The 16,174-nt window shown below is 29.4% G+C and carries 17 protein-coding genes and 1 other RNA gene; 10 read left to right on the plus strand and 8 right to left on the minus strand.

The genetic code is table 11. The features are described from left to right. Positions 1–40: 40 nt before the first annotated feature. The 3 genes from fsa to ffs form a co-directional block, all read right to left on the minus strand. Positions 41–694 carry a fructose-6-phosphate aldolase gene (fsa, locus tag Lupro_RS03935; RefSeq protein ID WP_068206473.1) on the minus strand — a complete coding sequence of 218 codons (654 nt, stop codon included), beginning with the start codon at positions 692–694 and terminating at the stop codon, positions 41–43. A gap of 114 nt (positions 695–808) precedes the next feature. Next, positions 809–1,612, minus strand: a complete 804-nt coding sequence (locus Lupro_RS03940) for an SDR family oxidoreductase (RefSeq protein WP_068206476.1) — start codon at positions 1,610–1,612, stop codon at positions 809–811. A gap of 74 nt (positions 1,613–1,686) precedes the next feature. After that, positions 1,687–1,785: signal recognition particle sRNA small type (gene ffs / locus Lupro_RS03945), an RNA gene on the minus strand. Positions 1,786–1,963: 178 nt separating this feature from the next. Between ffs and Lupro_RS03950 the strand changes: the two genes are divergently transcribed. Genes Lupro_RS03950 through Lupro_RS03965 form a run of 4 tightly spaced genes read left to right on the plus strand, consistent with a single transcriptional unit; the run spans position 1,964 to position 7,066 of the window. Beyond that, positions 1,964–2,500, plus strand: a complete 537-nt coding sequence (locus Lupro_RS03950; RefSeq protein WP_068206478.1) for a DUF4199 domain-containing protein — start codon at positions 1,964–1,966, stop codon at positions 2,498–2,500. A gap of 16 nt (positions 2,501–2,516) precedes the next feature. Then, positions 2,517–3,464 carry a glycosyltransferase family 2 protein gene (locus Lupro_RS03955; protein WP_068206481.1) on the plus strand — a complete coding sequence of 316 codons (948 nt, stop codon included), beginning with the start codon at positions 2,517–2,519 and terminating at the stop codon, positions 3,462–3,464. Between the two features lie 60 nt (positions 3,465–3,524). Then, positions 3,525–5,240, plus strand: coding sequence for a phospho-sugar mutase (locus tag Lupro_RS03960; RefSeq protein ID WP_068206482.1), 1,716 nt, complete (start codon positions 3,525–3,527; stop codon positions 5,238–5,240). Then, complete coding sequence (locus Lupro_RS03965) at positions 5,240–7,066, plus strand: ABC transporter ATP-binding protein (RefSeq protein WP_068206484.1); 1,827 nt, start codon at positions 5,240–5,242, stop codon at positions 7,064–7,066. The genes Lupro_RS03960 and Lupro_RS03965 overlap by 1 nt, the downstream gene beginning before the upstream one ends. Before the next feature lie 139 nt (positions 7,067–7,205). Here Lupro_RS03965 and Lupro_RS03970 read toward each other — a convergent pair whose 3' ends face one another. The 5 genes from Lupro_RS03970 to Lupro_RS03990 form a co-directional block, all read right to left on the minus strand. Next, on the minus strand, positions 7,206–8,636 hold the full coding sequence (locus Lupro_RS03970) for a CCA tRNA nucleotidyltransferase (RefSeq protein ID WP_068206486.1): 1,431 nt from the start codon (positions 8,634–8,636) through the stop codon (positions 7,206–7,208). A 164-nt stretch (positions 8,637–8,800) separates the two neighbouring features. Beyond that, entirely contained in the window at positions 8,801–9,364 is a 564-nt protein-coding gene (locus Lupro_RS03975; protein ID WP_068206489.1) for an L-threonylcarbamoyladenylate synthase, read from the minus strand. Beyond that, positions 9,364–10,401, minus strand: coding sequence for a CDP-glycerol glycerophosphotransferase family protein (locus Lupro_RS03980; protein WP_068206491.1), 1,038 nt, complete (start codon positions 10,399–10,401; stop codon positions 9,364–9,366). The genes Lupro_RS03975 and Lupro_RS03980 overlap by 1 nt, the downstream gene beginning before the upstream one ends. A gap of 4 nt (positions 10,402–10,405) precedes the next feature. Further along, entirely contained in the window at positions 10,406–11,086 is a 681-nt protein-coding gene (locus Lupro_RS03985; protein WP_068206493.1) for a phosphocholine cytidylyltransferase family protein, read from the minus strand. Between the two features lie 264 nt (positions 11,087–11,350). Beyond that, entirely contained in the window at positions 11,351–12,166 is an 816-nt protein-coding gene (locus tag Lupro_RS03990) for a 2,3,4,5-tetrahydropyridine-2,6-dicarboxylate N-succinyltransferase (protein WP_068206495.1), read from the minus strand. Between the two features lie 94 nt (positions 12,167–12,260). Here Lupro_RS03990 and ruvX point away from each other — a divergent pair, with 94 nt between their 5' ends. From ruvX to Lupro_RS04020, 6 genes are read left to right on the plus strand one after another with little or no spacing between them, the layout of a single operon-like run. Beyond that, the gene (ruvX, locus tag Lupro_RS03995) at positions 12,261–12,671 is read left to right on the plus strand and encodes a Holliday junction resolvase RuvX (protein WP_068211419.1); all 411 of its coding nucleotides are present in this window, start codon (positions 12,261–12,263) and stop codon (positions 12,669–12,671) included. Between the two features lie 3 nt (positions 12,672–12,674). Continuing rightward, a complete protein-coding gene (locus Lupro_RS04000) occupies positions 12,675–13,328 on the plus strand; it encodes a DUF1919 domain-containing protein (RefSeq protein WP_068206497.1) in 654 nt (217 codons plus the stop codon). A 57-nt stretch (positions 13,329–13,385) separates the two neighbouring features. Continuing rightward, a complete protein-coding gene (gene def / locus Lupro_RS04005) occupies positions 13,386–13,973 on the plus strand; it encodes a peptide deformylase (RefSeq protein WP_068206499.1) in 588 nt (195 codons plus the stop codon). 4 nt (positions 13,974–13,977) lie between these two features. Next, positions 13,978–14,415, plus strand: a complete 438-nt coding sequence (locus tag Lupro_RS04010; protein ID WP_068206503.1) for a DUF5606 family protein — start codon at positions 13,978–13,980, stop codon at positions 14,413–14,415. 2 nt (positions 14,416–14,417) lie between these two features. Beyond that, on the plus strand, positions 14,418–15,197 hold the full coding sequence (mazG, locus tag Lupro_RS04015; RefSeq protein ID WP_068206505.1) for a nucleoside triphosphate pyrophosphohydrolase: 780 nt from the start codon (positions 14,418–14,420) through the stop codon (positions 15,195–15,197). Positions 15,198–15,257: 60 nt separating this feature from the next. Then, complete coding sequence (locus Lupro_RS04020; RefSeq protein WP_068206507.1) at positions 15,258–15,989, plus strand: SDR family NAD(P)-dependent oxidoreductase; 732 nt, start codon at positions 15,258–15,260, stop codon at positions 15,987–15,989. Positions 15,990–16,174 lie beyond the last annotated feature (185 nt).

Consider the following 16,174-nt stretch of genomic DNA (forward strand, 5'->3'; position numbering starts at 1 on the left):
TAGATATAGTTTATTAATAACTGCTAACTAAACCAACGTTTTAGTTTCCTTTTTTATAATCTTCTAAAAATTTAGCTAATCCTATATCTGTTAATGGGTGTTTTAATAATCCTTTTATAGAAGATAATGGCCCTGTCATTACATCTGACCCTAATTTAGCACAATCTATAATATGCATTGTATGACGTACAGATGCTGCTAAAATTTGAGTTTCAAAACCATAATTATCATAAATTAATCTTATTTCAGATATCAAATGCAATCCGTCTGTTGAAACATCATCTAACCTACCAATAAAAGGCGAAACATATGTTGCCCCTGCTTTTGCTGCTAATAATGCTTGTCCGGCAGAAAATACCAACGTTACATTTGTTTTTATTCCTTTATCAGAAAAATACTTGCAAGCCTTAATTCCGTCCGCAATCATAGGTAGTTTAACAACAATTTGTGGATTTAAAGCTGCTAATTCTTCTCCTTCTTTTATCATTCCTTCAAAATCGGTTGCAATAACTTCAGCACTTACATCGCCATCAACCACTTCACAAATTGCTTTGTAATGGTTTATAATATTTGTAGCACCTGTAATTCCCTCCTTAGCCATTAATGATGGATTTGTAGTAACTCCATCTAAAATACCTAAAGCCTGTGCTTCTCTAATTTGATCTATATTGGCAGTATCAATAAAAAATTTCATGTATTCTTAATTTAATAATTAATTTTATTTTATATGGTTATTGAGCGTAGTCAAAATAATATATTTCACAACTTAACATTAACTCCTCCTTCACTCAGCGACAAAAGTGCAAAGTTACAATTTATAATGATTCATTAATAATTTTTCATAAATTGTATCTGGTAATATTTTTTTTAATACAATTGAAAATTTTTGCATAAAACTCCCTACTTTATAATGAACTTTTGGTTTTGATGTTTTGATGATTTTATAAATAGCTTCTGCCATTTCAATGGGGTCGTTTCCACTATTTACATGAGTATCCATTAAATCCAAATTGCTTTGATAAACTTCTTTATAGGGCGAATTTTCAAAAACTGGTGTATGATATCTTCCTGATGCTATATTGGTAGCGAAATCGCCTGGAGCTACATTGGTAACTTCAATGCCAAAATTTTTAACTTCCATACGAATGGCTTCCGTAACAATTTCTAGCGCACCTTTGGTAGCAGAATAAATTCCTCTAAAAGGCAACCCCATATAACCTGCTATAGAAGTTACATTAATAATCAGTCCACTTTTTTGTTTTCGCATTTGTGGTAATACCGCTTTCATTACATCAATTGCACCAAAAAAATTAGTATTAAACACCTTACGCATTTCACTTGTAGGTGTTTCTTCAATAGAACCAGTAATTCCCATACCAGCATTATTTATCAAAATATCTAACTTTCCTTCATTTTTAATCACTTCTTCAACAGCACTTTTTATGGTATTTACATCATTTACATCAAGAGAAACCAACTTAAAAGGATGATTTTTAATTTTAGTAGAATTTCTACTAGTTCCATAAACAATAAATCCTTTTTGAGATAAATATTCCCCAACAGATTTACCAATTCCTGAAGAACCTCCTGTAATTAAAACAACTTTAGACATAAATTAATTATTAAGGTGTAAAGTTATAAAGTTAAATTAAAGTTGAAAGCTAAAAGCCAAATAAAGTGCATAAAAAAAGGCAAGCTACCTACATCACACTGCTACAACCTAATACCCTTGCTGCGTTCCCGCCCTGGGGGATTCAAAGGGAGCTAGTTGTGTAGGACTTGCCAGCTGCAAATTTACAATCAATTTTTAGTTATAGCAATGATTTTTTTATAATTTTATGTAACATTTATAATTCACTGTTTACTAATAAATTACTTAAAACAATTTATTAATATTAACAATTAGCATTATATACTAAACGGTATTTAGTATATTTGTTAAACTAAAACCTATACTTTAAATATGGAAAACCAAACAACTACACCAAAACAAATAATGTTAAACTATGGTTTAGTATTAGGCCTTACAAGTATTTTAATTAATGTTATTATTTTTGCCATTGGTAAAACTTACGACCCTCACTGGTCTGTAGGAGTTCTAGGATTTATTATTATGATAGTAATATTAGTCTTGGGAATTAAAAAAATGAAAGAAATTAATGGAGGTTACTTAGGCTTAGGCGAAGCCTTAAAAATAGGACTAGGAATTGCCCTTATCTCAGCATTAATCAGTGTTATTTATACTCTAATTTTCACAAATTATATTGAACCAGAATATTTTACAAGAATGGCTGAAGTACAGCAACAAAAGATGTTAGAAGCTTATCCTAATTTTACCGATGAACAGTTAGAAGCTTCTATGGCTATGACAAAAAAAATGTCAGGTCCTTTTGTAACTTCAGCAATGACAATTATTGGTAGTTTATTTTTTGGATTTATAATTGCTTTAATAGGAGGCTTGGTTATGAAAAAAACAAATGAAGAAATTGATAGTATTTAATAAAATCAAAAATTAAATGGATATATCAGTAGTTATTCCACTATTGAACGAAGAAGAATCTTTAAATGAATTATACGATTGGATTGTAAAGGTTATGCAATCCAATCGTTATTCTTATGAAATCCTTTTTATTGATGATGGTAGTACCGATAATTCTTGGAAGGTAATTGAAAAATTATCAGAAAAAGATAGTAACGTAAAAGGAATTCGTTTTCAAAAAAACTATGGAAAATCTCAAGCATTAAATGCTGGTTTTAAAAAAGTTAAAGGCGATGTAGTAATAACTATGGATGCTGATTTACAAGACAGTCCAGATGAAATTCCAGAATTATACCACCTCATTAAAAAAGAAAACTTCGATTTAATTTCAGGATGGAAAAAAAAGCGATACGATTCCAAAATTCGAAAAAATTTACCTTCAAAATTATTCAATGCAGCCGCACGTAAAACATCTGGATTAAAATTACACGATTTTAATTGTGGATTAAAAGCCTATAAAAATGAAGTTGTAAAAAATATTGACGTTAATGGTGAAATGCATCGGTATATTCCTGTTTTAGCCAAAAATGCAGGATATACTAAAATTGATGAGAAAGTAGTTGCACATCAAGCTAGAAAATACGGTATTACAAAATTTGGAATAGACAGATTTATCAATGGTTTCTTAGATTTAATTACCATTTGGTTTTTATCAAAATTTGGAAAAAGACCTATGCATCTGTTTGGGCTATTAGGAACTATCATGTTTATTATAGGATGTACTTTTGCTTTTTATTTGGGGATTGATAAATTATTTTTTAACCCTACAGGTAGGTTAATTACACAACGACCTCAGTTTTACTTGGCTTTAGTAACTATGATTATTGGAACTCAATTCTTTTTAGCTGGTTTTTTAGGCGAAATTATTTTACGCACTAAAACCGACACCAAACGTTACACTATTTCAAGTAAAATTAATTGCTAACAAATTTCTAAAAAACTACTATTTAATAGTATTTTTGCATTAAAATTAATTTTAAAGATTATGAGCACAATTTTAGAAAAAGCCAAGCTTTGGCTGTCCAACACTTTTGATGCCACTACACAACAAGAAATTAAAGAACTCATCACTAATAATCCCGAACAATTAACCGAACGTTTTTACAAAAACTTAGAATTTGGCACAGGCGGAATGCGTGGTGTTATGGGAGCAGGTACTAACCGAATTAACAAATATACTTTAGGTAAAGCTACCCAAGGTTTATCAAATTACTTAAAACAATCGTTCCCTAATAAACCCTTAAAAGTAGCAATTGCTTATGATTGCCGCCACAATAGTCAATCATTCGCTAAAATAGTTGCCAATGTGCTGTCTGCCAATAATATACAGGTTTATTTATTTGAAGATATGCGGCCAACACCTGAATTATCATTCACCGTAAGGCATTTAGGCTGTGATGCAGGAATTGTATTAACAGCTTCTCACAATCCCCCAGAATATAACGGATATAAAGTTTATTGGAATGATGGCGGACAAATTGTTCCTCCAAATGATATTAATATTATCAACGAAGTAAATAGTTTAGATTTTTCTGAAATTAATTTCAATACCAATGAAAACCTAATTGAATATGTTGGTAAAGAAATTGATGATGCATTTATAACTGCTTCTGTAAAAAATGGCACTTTTAATGTAAAAGGAAGAGAAAATCTAAAAATTGTTTTTACTTCATTACACGGAACCTCTATTAAAATAATTCCGTTTGCCCTTGCAAAAGCAGGCTATACAGATGTTAATATTGTTGAAGAACAACGAGAACCAAATGGTGATTTTCCAACTGTTACTTCTCCAAATCCCGAAGAACCAGCGGCTTTAAAAATGGCTACAGATTTAGCCGAGAAAATAAATGCTGATATTGTAATTGGAACCGATCCTGATAGTGATAGAATAGGAATTGCTGTAAGAAATTTAGAAGGTAATATGATTCTTTTAAATGGGAATCAAACAATGAGTGTAATGACCGATTTTTTGATTAAAAATTGGCAAAAACAAGGGCTATTAAATGGAAAACAATTTGTAGGTTCAACCATAGTGTCAACTAATTTAGTCAATAAAATTGCCGAAAGTTATGGCGTTGAAACCAAAGTTGGTTTAACAGGATTTAAGTGGATTGCCAAAATGATACGTGATGCTGAAGGCAAACAAGATTTTATAGGTGGTGGAGAAGAAAGCTTTGGCTATATGGTTGGTGGTTTTGTTCGTGATAAAGACGCTGTAACTGCTACTTTATTAGCTTGTGAAATTGCAGCAAATGCAAAAGTAACTAAAAGTTCATTTTACAAAGAATTACTTAAATTATATGTGAAACATAATTTTTACAAAGAACATTTAATTGCTATTGTGAAAAAAGGAATGGACGGCGCTGAAATTATTAGTAAAATGATGATTGAATTACGTAAAAACCCTTTAAAAGAAATTGACGGTTCAAAAGTAACGTATTTATATGATTATCAAGCTTCAAGTAAAACCAATTTACGAACGGGTAAAGTTGAGCCTATCAATGTTGAAAAATCTAATGTCTTAATTTATCATACTGAAGATGGTACAAAAGTTGCTGCACGACCAAGCGGAACAGAACCAAAAATAAAATTCTATTTTAGCGTAAATTTACCTTTAGACGCTATTGAAAATTCTAAAGCAATTGAAGCCAAATTGGATGCTAAAATTCAACGAATTATTAAAGAAATGAAATTAGATTAATGAATTATTTTAAGAAAATTATAGCGTACGCTAAGCCATATACAAAATTTGCATGGCTTAATATCTTATTCAATATTTTGTACGCTATTTTTAATGTACTAACCATTGTTGCCTTTATTCCTGTATTAAATATTTTGTTTAAACAACAAAATAAAATTGAAGCAGCTCCTGTTTATAAAGGAATTTTCTCTTTAGGAAAGTATGCTCAAGACAGTTTCTATTATTTTATTTCTCAAAAAATTGAAACTGAAGGCGTTATAAATACATTGGTTTTTGTATGTCTACTAACACTATTTTTGTTTTTCTTTAAAAACTTTTTTAGATATTTAGCATCATTTTCGTTATCGTTTTTACGAAATGGTGTTGTTAAAGATTTGCGAGATAGTATTTATCAAAAAATTATTGAATTGCCTATCGCCTATTTTTCAGAAAAAAAGAAAGGTGATATTATTGCTCGTATGACTTCTGATGTTCAAGAAATTGAAAATTCATTTTTAACTTCTCTAGAATCTGTAGTTAGAGAGCCATTAACCATTTTAATTTCATTAATAATTATGTTAGTTATCAGTACTAAACTAACCTTGTTTGTATTTATATTATTACCTATTTCAGGATTTATTATCTCTTCCATTAGTAAAAAATTAAAAGCACAATCACTAAAAGCACAACAAGAAACGGGTAATTTTTTATCGTTTATTGAAGAAACTTTAACCGGTTTACGAGTGATAAAAGGATTTAATGCAGAAGATAAAATAAAAGATAAATTTAAAAATTCCACCAATAATTTTAGACTATTAATGAACAGTGTTTTACAACGTAAAACACTCGCTTCTCCAATGAGTGAATTTTTAGGTTCAGCCACAATCATTTCAATATTATGGTATGGCGGAAAATTAGTTTTAGGAGATCACAGCACGTTACGACCTGAACAATTTTTAACTTATATTGGGTTGTTTTATTTAATTTTAAATCCTGTAAAAGCCTTAACCACATCTTTTTACAACATACAAAAAGGAAATGCTTCTGCTGAACGTATTTTAGATATTTTAGAAACCGAAAATACCATTGTTGATAAACCAAACGCTATTAATAAAAAATCATTTGACAAAAGTATTTTGTTCGAAAACATTTCATTTAAATACAAAGATGAATATGTTCTAAATAACTTTTCATTAGAACTAAAAAAAGGGCAAACGGTTGCATTGGTTGGACAATCAGGAAGTGGAAAATCTACTTTAGCAAATTTAATTACTCGATTTTATGATGTAAATAAAGGAACTATTAAAATTGATGGAATTGATATTAAAGATATTTCTCAAAAATCATTAAGAGGGTTAATGGGTATTGTAACTCAAGATTCTATTTTATTTAATGATACTGTTAAAAATAACATTAGTTTAGGCGTTGAATCTGCCACTGATGCTCAAGTAATTGAAGCTGCAAAAATTGCCAATGCACATGAATTTATTAAAGATTTACCTGAACAATATGAAACTAATATTGGCGATAGTGGCAATACGCTTTCTGGTGGACAAAAACAACGATTGAGTATTGCCAGAGCAGTACTTAAAAACCCTCCAATAATGGTTTTAGATGAAGCAACTTCAGCTTTAGATACTGAAAGTGAACAGTTGGTACAAAAAGCACTCGAAAAAATGATGGAAAACAGAACATCGTTAGTAATTGCTCACCGTTTATCAACCATTCAAAAAGCAAATTTAATTGTAGTAATGAAAAAAGGTGCAATTGTTGAACAAGGTAAACACAGCGAATTATTAGCAAAGAAAGGTGAATACTTTAAGTTAGTTACCATGCAATCACTTTAATAATTGACAATTGTCAATTATCAATGCTGTTATAACTAAGCATTTTTTGCGAATGAAGTTATCAATTTATTTGTAGTTCCTGTCATGAAATTACTTCAGTTTTCTATTGAAAACTTCGTAATGACGAATTCTGAAATTATTAATTGTTAATCTTTTTCAGCCCTAATTTATTAGCTTTTTTAAGCATAAAAGCATAAGCTTCCTCATAATTATTTGCTATTTCGCCTTCTAAAATAGCTTCTTTAATGGCATCTTTAATCTGCCCTATTTCTCTACAAGGCTTTAAATTAAAAGTGTTCATAATTAATTCGCCTGAAATTGGTGGTTGGAAATTACGAATATGATCTCGTTCTTCAACTTCTTTAATTTTTTGACGAACGATTTTAAAATTACGGTGATATTTTTTAAATCGTGAAGGGTTTTTAGTGGTAATATCTGCCTCACACAAGGTCATTAAACTTTCAATATCATCACCTGTATCAAAAACCAGTCTTCTAACTGCTGAATCTGTAACTTCCGTAGCCAACACAATAGGTCTAGAACTTAAAAATACCATTTTTTGAACAAATTTCATTTTTTCATTCAAGGGCATTTTTAAACGTTTAAATAATTTGTATACCATTTTTGCCCCAACAAATTCGTGTCCGTGAAAAGTCCATCCAATTGTTTTGTGAAATTTTTTGGTAGGTGCTTTCCCTATATCATGTAATAAAGCAGCCCAACGCAACCACAAATCGTTAGTGTTTTTAGAAATATTATCTACTACTTCTAGGGTGTGATAAAAATTATCTTTGTGTTTTTGCCCTTCAACTTCATCAACACCTTGTAAATTTGTTAATTCAGGTAAAAACCGTTCTAATAATTTAGTTTTATGTAATAATAAGAGCCCTACTGATGGAACTTTAGATAACATTATTTTATTGAATTCATCTATAATGCGTTCACGTGTTATAATATCAATTCGTTTAGCATTTCTAGTAATAGCTTTAAGTGATTCTTCTTCAATAATGAAATTTAATTGAGATGCAAACCGTATTGCACGCATCATTCGTAAAGGGTCATCAGAATAGGTAATATCAGGGTTTAAAGGTGTTTTAATAATCTTTGCTTCTAAATCATTCAACCCATTAAAAGGGTCTAATAATTTCCCAAAATCAGTCTTATTCAAACTTAATGCCAGTGTATTAATTGTAAAATCTCTTCTGTTTTGGTCATCTTCTAATGTGCCTGTTTCAACTTTAGGATTTCTGCTATCTTTAGTATATGATTCTTTTCGTGCTCCCACAAATTCAATTTCTACATCCTCAAAACGCAACATTGCGGTTCCATAAGTTTTAAAAACTTGGACTTTCGGCTTATTCGGTAATAATTTTGCAACCTCTTCAGCCAAATCAATCCCACTTCCAACTGCAACAATGTCTATATCTTTAGGAATTCCTCTCTTTAAGAAATAATCACGTACAAACCCACCTATTACATAAGTTTCGATTTTTAATTTATCTGAAGCTTTTGAAATATATTTAAATATAGGATGCTTTAGAGCATCTTTATAACTGTTTTTTTCTATCATGTTATTCTATAAACAATAGGTGTCATTAAAAAAAATAAACGCCATTCTAATCTTGTTTCAGAATCTCATCAAACTAATTGTATAGTATAATTTGAACCTAAACAAGTTCAGGTTAACGGAACATCATATTTTTAATAAACTCCTATTTTAGCTTTTAAAATTTATTATTCACGAAGCACTATCAATTCTCCATTTTCAGCTACTTTTAAAATAGTTGAAGACTTCACATTTATTTCCTCGCGATGCAAATTTACAATATAGTCAACGCTATCCAAAATTGAAGTATCAATTTCATTAAAACTTTTAGGAGTCAATGTACCACTTATATTTGCCGAAGTTGAAACAATAGGTTTTCCAAACTTTGCTATTAATTGATTACAAAATTCTTGTTTTACTATTCTAATAGCAACAGTGTTATCACTTGCTACTACATTTTTAGCTAAACCAACCGGATTTTTATAAATAATGGTAGTTGGTTTGTTAGTTTTAGATAACAAATTAATTATTTCTTTAGAAATAGATGAAATATACCTTTTAAGCATTTCAATATTATTCACTAAAATAATTAAACTTTTACTTTCTGAGCGTTTTTTAATTTTAAAAATATTTTTAACAGCTTCTTTTGAAGTAGCATCACAACCAATTCCCCATACAGTATCTGTTGGATACAAAAGTATTTTTTTATTTTTTAAAATTTCTAAGGCCTTATTTATCTCTGTATTTTTCATTAATATTTTCCAAATATTTTATGAATTTTTAATTTTCTTAAAAATGATAGTTTTCTCTTTTCTGGAACACCATTTTTGGTAATGTATTTTAAACTAGCTTCAACCATTCTTAACGCAGATTTACCATCATTATAAGGATGATATTGCTGTGCAATTTTTAATCGTTTTTCTTTAAAATTATCGGCTTTAAGATTTGATTCAATTTTACTTGAAAGGTTTTTATATTCATTAGAATTATCCCAAAGAATATTTTTAGAATTACTTTTAAATGTAATAACAGGTTTATTTAACAGCAAAAACTCATAAACTACAGATGAAGTATCACTCACCATAATATCAGCCATTAGTAAAAACTTAATAATATTGCGTTCTTCTTCAAAAATTATATTAGCTGTTGATTTTGCTAGTTGTTTATATTCCTCAATTAATTCAACAGCCATTAAATCATGAAACTTTATTAAAATTAAATATTTCCTGTTTTTTGATAATTCCTTAAATTCTTCAATTAAAAATGATGCCGAAGTTAATGATGGGGAGAATGTTGGTGCATATAAAACTATTATTTTTGCCTTAAATTTTAATAACAACTCTTTCTTAATTACATTATATTTATGAAGTTCTTCACCATAAATATCTAATTTTGGCCAACCTGTTTCAAGTACTTCAAAATTTTTAAACTTTTGCTTAAGCTCTAAAAATTTCTTTGTAAAATAAGGGCCTTGCGTTAAATACAAATCAAAATAATGTCTAATTCTAAAATGTCCTTTTTTTTCACCTGCCAAGCCATGAAATATTTGGACTTTTAACCCTCTTAAATAATAGGGCACTTCATTTCCTGGCACAAAAATAACATCACTTTTAAATTCTTTCACCTCTTTCATATCTGATGTAAAAGGCTCATTTTGAAAAGGGAATTGTTTTTGAATGGTTTTTCTAACAAACCACAAATATGAAAAGTTTTTTTCTTTTAGAACTTCCATAATAGGCTTTAAAATTCCAAAAGCATACGGATTTTGACAAAAAAGAACCGTTTTCATAAAACTAAACTAACTTATTAGCATTTTTAAGATCTTCTTTAAAATCTACTTCAATACAATTGTATTTGGAAATATCAATTGCTTTAATTTTTAAATTATTTTCTTCAATTGCCATTTCCAATCCTTTTTCAAAATAATCGGTATCATCACATTTTTCCAATTGAGAAATAAAAACGTCCAAATCATTTGAAGATATAAAATTAATCCCCACAGCTTCACCCAAGCCATTTTTAACTTCTTTAGATAGTTTATTTACAACATTATTTTTTAGCGTGTATTTAACTTCCTCTTCTGCTACCCTCATGGTGTTTACAGCTATAAATGAATTATTTTTTTTAATATCGTCTTGTAAAACTGATAGTAATTTTTCATCAAAAACAACATCTCCATTAAACCATAAAATAGCTTTTCCTCTGTGTTTTTTTAACGCTTGTAATAAACTTTTTGAGGTATTTGTTCTATCAAAAAAGGGATTATATACGTAATTCACTTCAGGAAAACGTTCCATAATTAAATCTTTTTTAAAACCTACAACCGTGGTTACATCATTAATATCAAAATACTTGGTAATATTTTTAAGTTGTTTTGCCATAATACTTTCACCATCTTTTAAAAGTGTTAATGGCTTAGGAAAAGGATTTCCTAATCTAGACCCAATACCTGCAGCAAGAATAACTATTTTCAAATGTTTTATTTTAATGTTTTAGAGGTCAGTAGATAGTTTCATACAATTAATTTAATAATTCTATTTGTTTGTGTCAGGTCGAGCGCAGTCGAGACCTATTTATGTGTGATATAGTTCTCGACTGCGCTCGAACAGACAAATTATTTTGCATTACACTTTTTATATTCCGTGTTTTACCATTTCAAATTTACATGTAATTATCTACTGACCTCTATAATGTTTTATAAATTCAAGCAAAAATAAGACATTAAAATTTAATTCTATTTACACAGCAACATCATTTTCACGAAGGGCATCATTTAACGAGGTTTTTTTATTGGTACTTTCCTTTCGTTTTCCTATAATCATAGCACAAGGCACATTAAATTCTCCTGCCGTAAATTGTTTTTTATAACTCCCCGGAATTACCACTGAACGTGCAGGCACTCTTCCTTTTAGCTCAATTGGTTTGTCTCCAGTAACATCAATAATTTTAGTACTCATTGTTAAAACTACTCCTGCTCCCAAAACAGCCTCTTTTTCAACACGTACACCTTCTACCACAATACAACGTGACCCTATAAATACATCATCTTCTATTATTACTGGTGCAGCTTGCAAAGGTTCTAAAACACCACCAATACCAACACCACCACTTAAATGTACATTTTTACCTATTTGAGCACAACTACCAACGGTTGCCCATGTATCAACCATCGTTCCTTCATCAACATACGCCCCAATATTTATATAACTTGGCATTAAAATAGTTCCTTTAGAAATATAGGCTCCATAGCGTGCAACTGCAGGTGGTACAACTCTAATTCCTTTTTCTTTATAGCCTGTTTTGAGTGGAATTTTATCATGGTACTCAAAAATACCTACTTCCTGAGTTTCCATCTTTTGTATTGGAAAATATAGAACCACCGCTTTTTTAATCCATTCGTTAACCTGCCAACCATTATTTGTAGGTTCTGCAACTCGTAACTTTCCACTATCTAATAAACTAATAACACTTCTTATAGCTTGTTTAGTTGAAGTATTTTTTAATAATTCTCTATTTTCCCAAGCGTTTTCAATTTGTTCTCTTAACAACTTCATATTTTAACTTCTTTATATGGCAAATATAAAATTAAAATAGTTTTATATTTCAATTTTTGTAAATTTGAACACTTTTAAAATTTATGTTAGTATTTTGGGTAGAATTTTAGCAATTGATTTCGGAGAAAAAAGAACTGGAATAGCAGTAACTGATGAATTACAAATTATTGCATCTGGACTTACAACTATTCAAACTAAAAATATTTTTTCTTTTTTAACTGAGTATTTAAAAAATGAAAAGGTTGAATTATTTGTTGTGGGCGAACCTAAACAAATGAATAATAAGCCCAGTGAGAGCGAACAGTTTATAGCGCCTTTTGTTCAAAAATTAAAAACAACTTTTCCTAAAATTCCTATAAAAAGAATAGATGAACGTTTTACTTCAAAAATGGCTTTTCAAACGATGATTGATAGTGGTTTAACTAAAAAACAGCGTCAAAACAAAGCATTGATTGACGAAATAAGTGCAACTATAATTTTACAATCTTATTTAAATTATAAATAATAAATGTTAAGGATTACATCTGTATTTATAAGGCGGAAATTTAGAAGAATCTTCAAAAATTTTTTAAACAAAAAAGATATAAAATCTTTAAAAAATAAAGAATTTGTAATAATTGCAAATAATTGCTGGGGCGGTGAAGTTTATCAATGGTATAAAAAACCTTATAATTCTCCTTTTGTTGGGCTATTTCTGTATAGTCCTTGTTTTATAAAGGTTGTTTCCAAATTTGACCATTATATGTCTAAAAAATTAAAATTCACTAAAATATCGAAATATTTAAAAGAAGAACAAAACTACCCAATAGGTTTAATTGGTGATGCTGAAATTCATTTTTTACACTACAAAACAGAAGAGGAAGCTATTGAAAAATGGAATAGAAGAAAAAATAGAATGTTAGAAGTCACAGACAAAAACAATTACTTTTTTAAACTATGCGATATGTATAATACTGATGAAAATATTTTAAATGAATTTCATAAATTGCCCTATAAAAATAAAGTATCGTTTGGTATAAAAGATTACGCTTCATTAAAAGATAAAAATCATATTAAAATAAATGAAGTAGATAAAAAAACTGGAAAGCATGTTCCAAATGGTGTAAAACTATACAAACTCACCTTTTTATACTTTGATATTACAAACTGGCTAAAGAATTAATTTTCATAATTTTTTTAATAAACTAATCTTTGTACTTTTGCAATCCAAAAAAATAATATGATATTACCAATTATTGCATATGGCGATCCTATTTTGAGAAAAGTAGGAATTGAGATTGATAAAGATTACCCTAACCTTGCTGAGCTTATTGAAAACATGAAAGAAACAATGGTAAATGCTCAAGGTGTTGGCTTGGCTGCTCCTCAAATTGGCAAAGCTATTCGGCTTTTTATAATAGACACTTCCCCATTTGCAAATGATGAAGAGTTAGAAGATGGTGAACGTGAATTTTTAGCTAATTTTAAAAAAATATTTATCAATGCTAAAATTGTAAAAGAAGAAGGTGATGAATGGGCTTTTAGTGAAGGTTGCCTTAGCATCCCAGAAATTAGAGAGGAAGTTTTTAGAGAAGAAAAAATTACCATTGAATACGTAGACGAAAATTTTAAAAAACATACTGAAACTCTTGATGGGCTAGCTGCAAGAGTAGTACAACACGAATATGACCATATTGAAGGAATTTTATTTACCGATAAAATTTCATCTTTAAAAAAACGATTAATTAAAAAGAAATTAGAAAATATTTCAAAGGGAAAAGTAAACCCTGATTATAGAATGAAATTTCCCTTATTAAAAAGAAAATAAACTTATGGAATTAAAAGACATAGTAGCAATTACTGGAAAACCCGGACTGTATGAAATTAAAGCACAATCTAAAGGAGGAATTATTGTAGAGTCGTTACTTGATCGTAAAAAATTTCCTATTACAGCTACACATAATATTAGTGCTTTAAATGAAATTGCAATTTTTACATATGAAGAGGAAATTCCACTGCGTATCGTATTTAAAGCCATTAGCGAAAAGGAACATGGGAAAAAAGCTATCAATCCTAAAGAAAGTGGTAAAGTTTTAACTTCTTACTTTCGCGAAATTTTACCAAATTTTGATGAAGAACGCGTGTACACTTCAAACATAAAAAAAGTTTTACAATGGTATAACTTACTAGCTTCAAATAATTTCGATTTCTCTTCAATCAAAGAACAAGAAGAAGAGCAAGAAGAGAATCAAAAAACAAAAGAAGCCTAATTATGCATACAAGAGAACAGCAACTTAAAGCCATAAATCAATTATTGGATATTATGGATGAGTTACGTTCTAAATGCCCTTGGGATCAAAAACAAACATTTCAATCTCTTAGACATTTAACCATTGAAGAAACCTATGAGTTGGGCGATGCTATCCTTAAAAATGACTTTCAAGAAATAAAAAAAGAGTTAGGAGATTTGTTGCTCCATATTGTCTTTTACGCAAAAATAGGTTCTGAAACCAATAATTTTGATATTGCTGATGTAGCAAACTCAATTGCTGAAAAATTGATTTATCGACACCCTCATATCTATGGTGATGTTACTGTTAAAAATGAAGATGAGGTTAAACAAAATTGGGAAAAACTAAAATTAAAAGAAGGAAAAAAATCGGTGTTAGAAGGTGTTCCAACTTCACTTCCATCTATGGTAAAAGCAAACAGAATACAAGAAAAAGTTGCTGGAGTAGGTTTTGATTGGGAAAAACCTGAACAAGTTTGGGAAAAAGTGCAAGAAGAATTAGGTGAACTAAATGACGAAATTAAAAAAGGAAATAACGATAATATTGAAGCTGAATTTGGAGACGTCTTATTTTCTATGATTAATTATGCACGTTTTATTAACGTAAATCCTGAAAATGCACTTGAAAGAACAAATATAAAATTCATAAAACGCTTTCAATATTTAGAAGAAGCAGCTAAAAAAGAAGGCAAATCTCTTCATGATATGTCACTTACCGAAATGGACGTATTTTGGAACGAATCAAAAAAAATGTACAAATAATAATTTCTATTTCTAATCTCTCAAAATATTTTTCTATTTTAGTAATATAAATTCGTTAAAATGGGTAAAATTGTAATAATTACCGGTGGTAGTAAAGGATTAGGTTTTGGATTAGCAAATGTGTATCATCAAAATGGATATCGTGTAATTTCAATATCAAGGAGCAACATTAAAAAACTATATACGGTAGAACAATATCAATGTGATCTTAGTAAAACTGATACTATTGATGGCGTAATGACAGAAATATTCTCACATTTAGATAAAAATAGCACAACCCATTTAACATTAATTAATAATGCTGGAGATTTAGGAACAATAAATACCATAGATAAACTATCTCCATCAGAAATTAATTATACCATTCAGGTAAATTTGGTTGCACCTCTTATTTTAAATGCACTCTTTATCAAATTATCAAAAGATTGGAATTCTAAAAAGCAGATTTTCAATATTTCTTCTGGCGCGGCTGTAAATCCCTATGAAAGTTGGTCACTTTATTGCGCTTCAAAAGCTGGTGTAGATATGATGACTAAAGTTATTTCCAAAGAGCAAAAAGAAATAAATAACGGTGTTAGCGTAGTTTCAATATATCCGGGAATTGTAGATACTGATATGCAAACTAAAGCGAGAAATACCCCTCATGAAAACTTTAAATCTGTGCAACGTTTTATAGATTTTTATAAACATGGCGATTTATTTACACCAAAAGAAGTGGCAGAGAAAATTTATAAACTAGATATTTCTGGTGCATTAAAAAACGGACAAATATTAGATATTAGAAATGTTTAAATTCTTGTTTATGGCGTTCCCCTTTGGGGCAGGCTTTCACTACTCGCTCTTTAATAAAACATTAAAGTAGCTCAAACAAACCGTTCAATCCTTAACGCAAAAGAGGCTGTCTGAAAAGTGTCATTCTGAATGTAAATGAAGAATCTCCTTGAAGTTAAATACTTACATATCAAGATGTTGAGATT

It is taken from the genome of Lutibacter profundi, assembly GCF_001543325.1.
Classification (GTDB): Bacteria; Bacteroidota; Bacteroidia; order Flavobacteriales; family Flavobacteriaceae; genus Lutibacter; species Lutibacter profundi.

Excerpts from the sequence above, each read along its gene's own strand:
- fsa (WP_068206473.1), bottom strand. The coding sequence starts at position 694 with ATGAAATTTTTTATTGATACTGCCAATATAGATCAAATTAGAGAAGCA.
- Lupro_RS03940 (WP_068206476.1), bottom strand. The coding sequence starts at position 1,612 with ATGTCTAAAGTTGTTTTAATTACAGGAGGTTCTTCAGGAATTGGTAAA.
- Lupro_RS03950 (WP_068206478.1), top strand. The coding sequence starts at position 1,964 with ATGGAAAACCAAACAACTACACCAAAACAAATAATGTTAAACTATGGT.
- Lupro_RS03955 (WP_068206481.1), top strand. The coding sequence starts at position 2,517 with ATGGATATATCAGTAGTTATTCCACTATTGAACGAAGAAGAATCTTTA.
- Lupro_RS03960 (WP_068206482.1), top strand. The coding sequence starts at position 3,525 with ATGAGCACAATTTTAGAAAAAGCCAAGCTTTGGCTGTCCAACACTTTT.
- Lupro_RS03965 (WP_068206484.1), top strand. The coding sequence starts at position 5,240 with ATGAATTATTTTAAGAAAATTATAGCGTACGCTAAGCCATATACAAAA.
- Lupro_RS03970 (WP_068206486.1), bottom strand. The coding sequence starts at position 8,636 with ATGATAGAAAAAAACAGTTATAAAGATGCTCTAAAGCATCCTATATTT.
- Lupro_RS03975 (WP_068206489.1), bottom strand. The coding sequence starts at position 9,364 with ATGAAAAATACAGAGATAAATAAGGCCTTAGAAATTTTAAAAAATAAA.
- Lupro_RS03980 (WP_068206491.1), bottom strand. The coding sequence starts at position 10,401 with ATGAAAACGGTTCTTTTTTGTCAAAATCCGTATGCTTTTGGAATTTTA.
- Lupro_RS03990 (WP_068206495.1), bottom strand. The coding sequence starts at position 12,166 with ATGAAGTTGTTAAGAGAACAAATTGAAAACGCTTGGGAAAATAGAGAA.
- Lupro_RS04000 (WP_068206497.1), top strand. The coding sequence starts at position 12,675 with ATGTTAAGGATTACATCTGTATTTATAAGGCGGAAATTTAGAAGAATC.
- def (WP_068206499.1), top strand. The coding sequence starts at position 13,386 with ATGATATTACCAATTATTGCATATGGCGATCCTATTTTGAGAAAAGTA.
- Lupro_RS04010 (WP_068206503.1), top strand. The coding sequence starts at position 13,978 with ATGGAATTAAAAGACATAGTAGCAATTACTGGAAAACCCGGACTGTAT.
- mazG (WP_068206505.1), top strand. The coding sequence starts at position 14,418 with ATGCATACAAGAGAACAGCAACTTAAAGCCATAAATCAATTATTGGAT.
- Lupro_RS04020 (WP_068206507.1), top strand. The coding sequence starts at position 15,258 with ATGGGTAAAATTGTAATAATTACCGGTGGTAGTAAAGGATTAGGTTTT.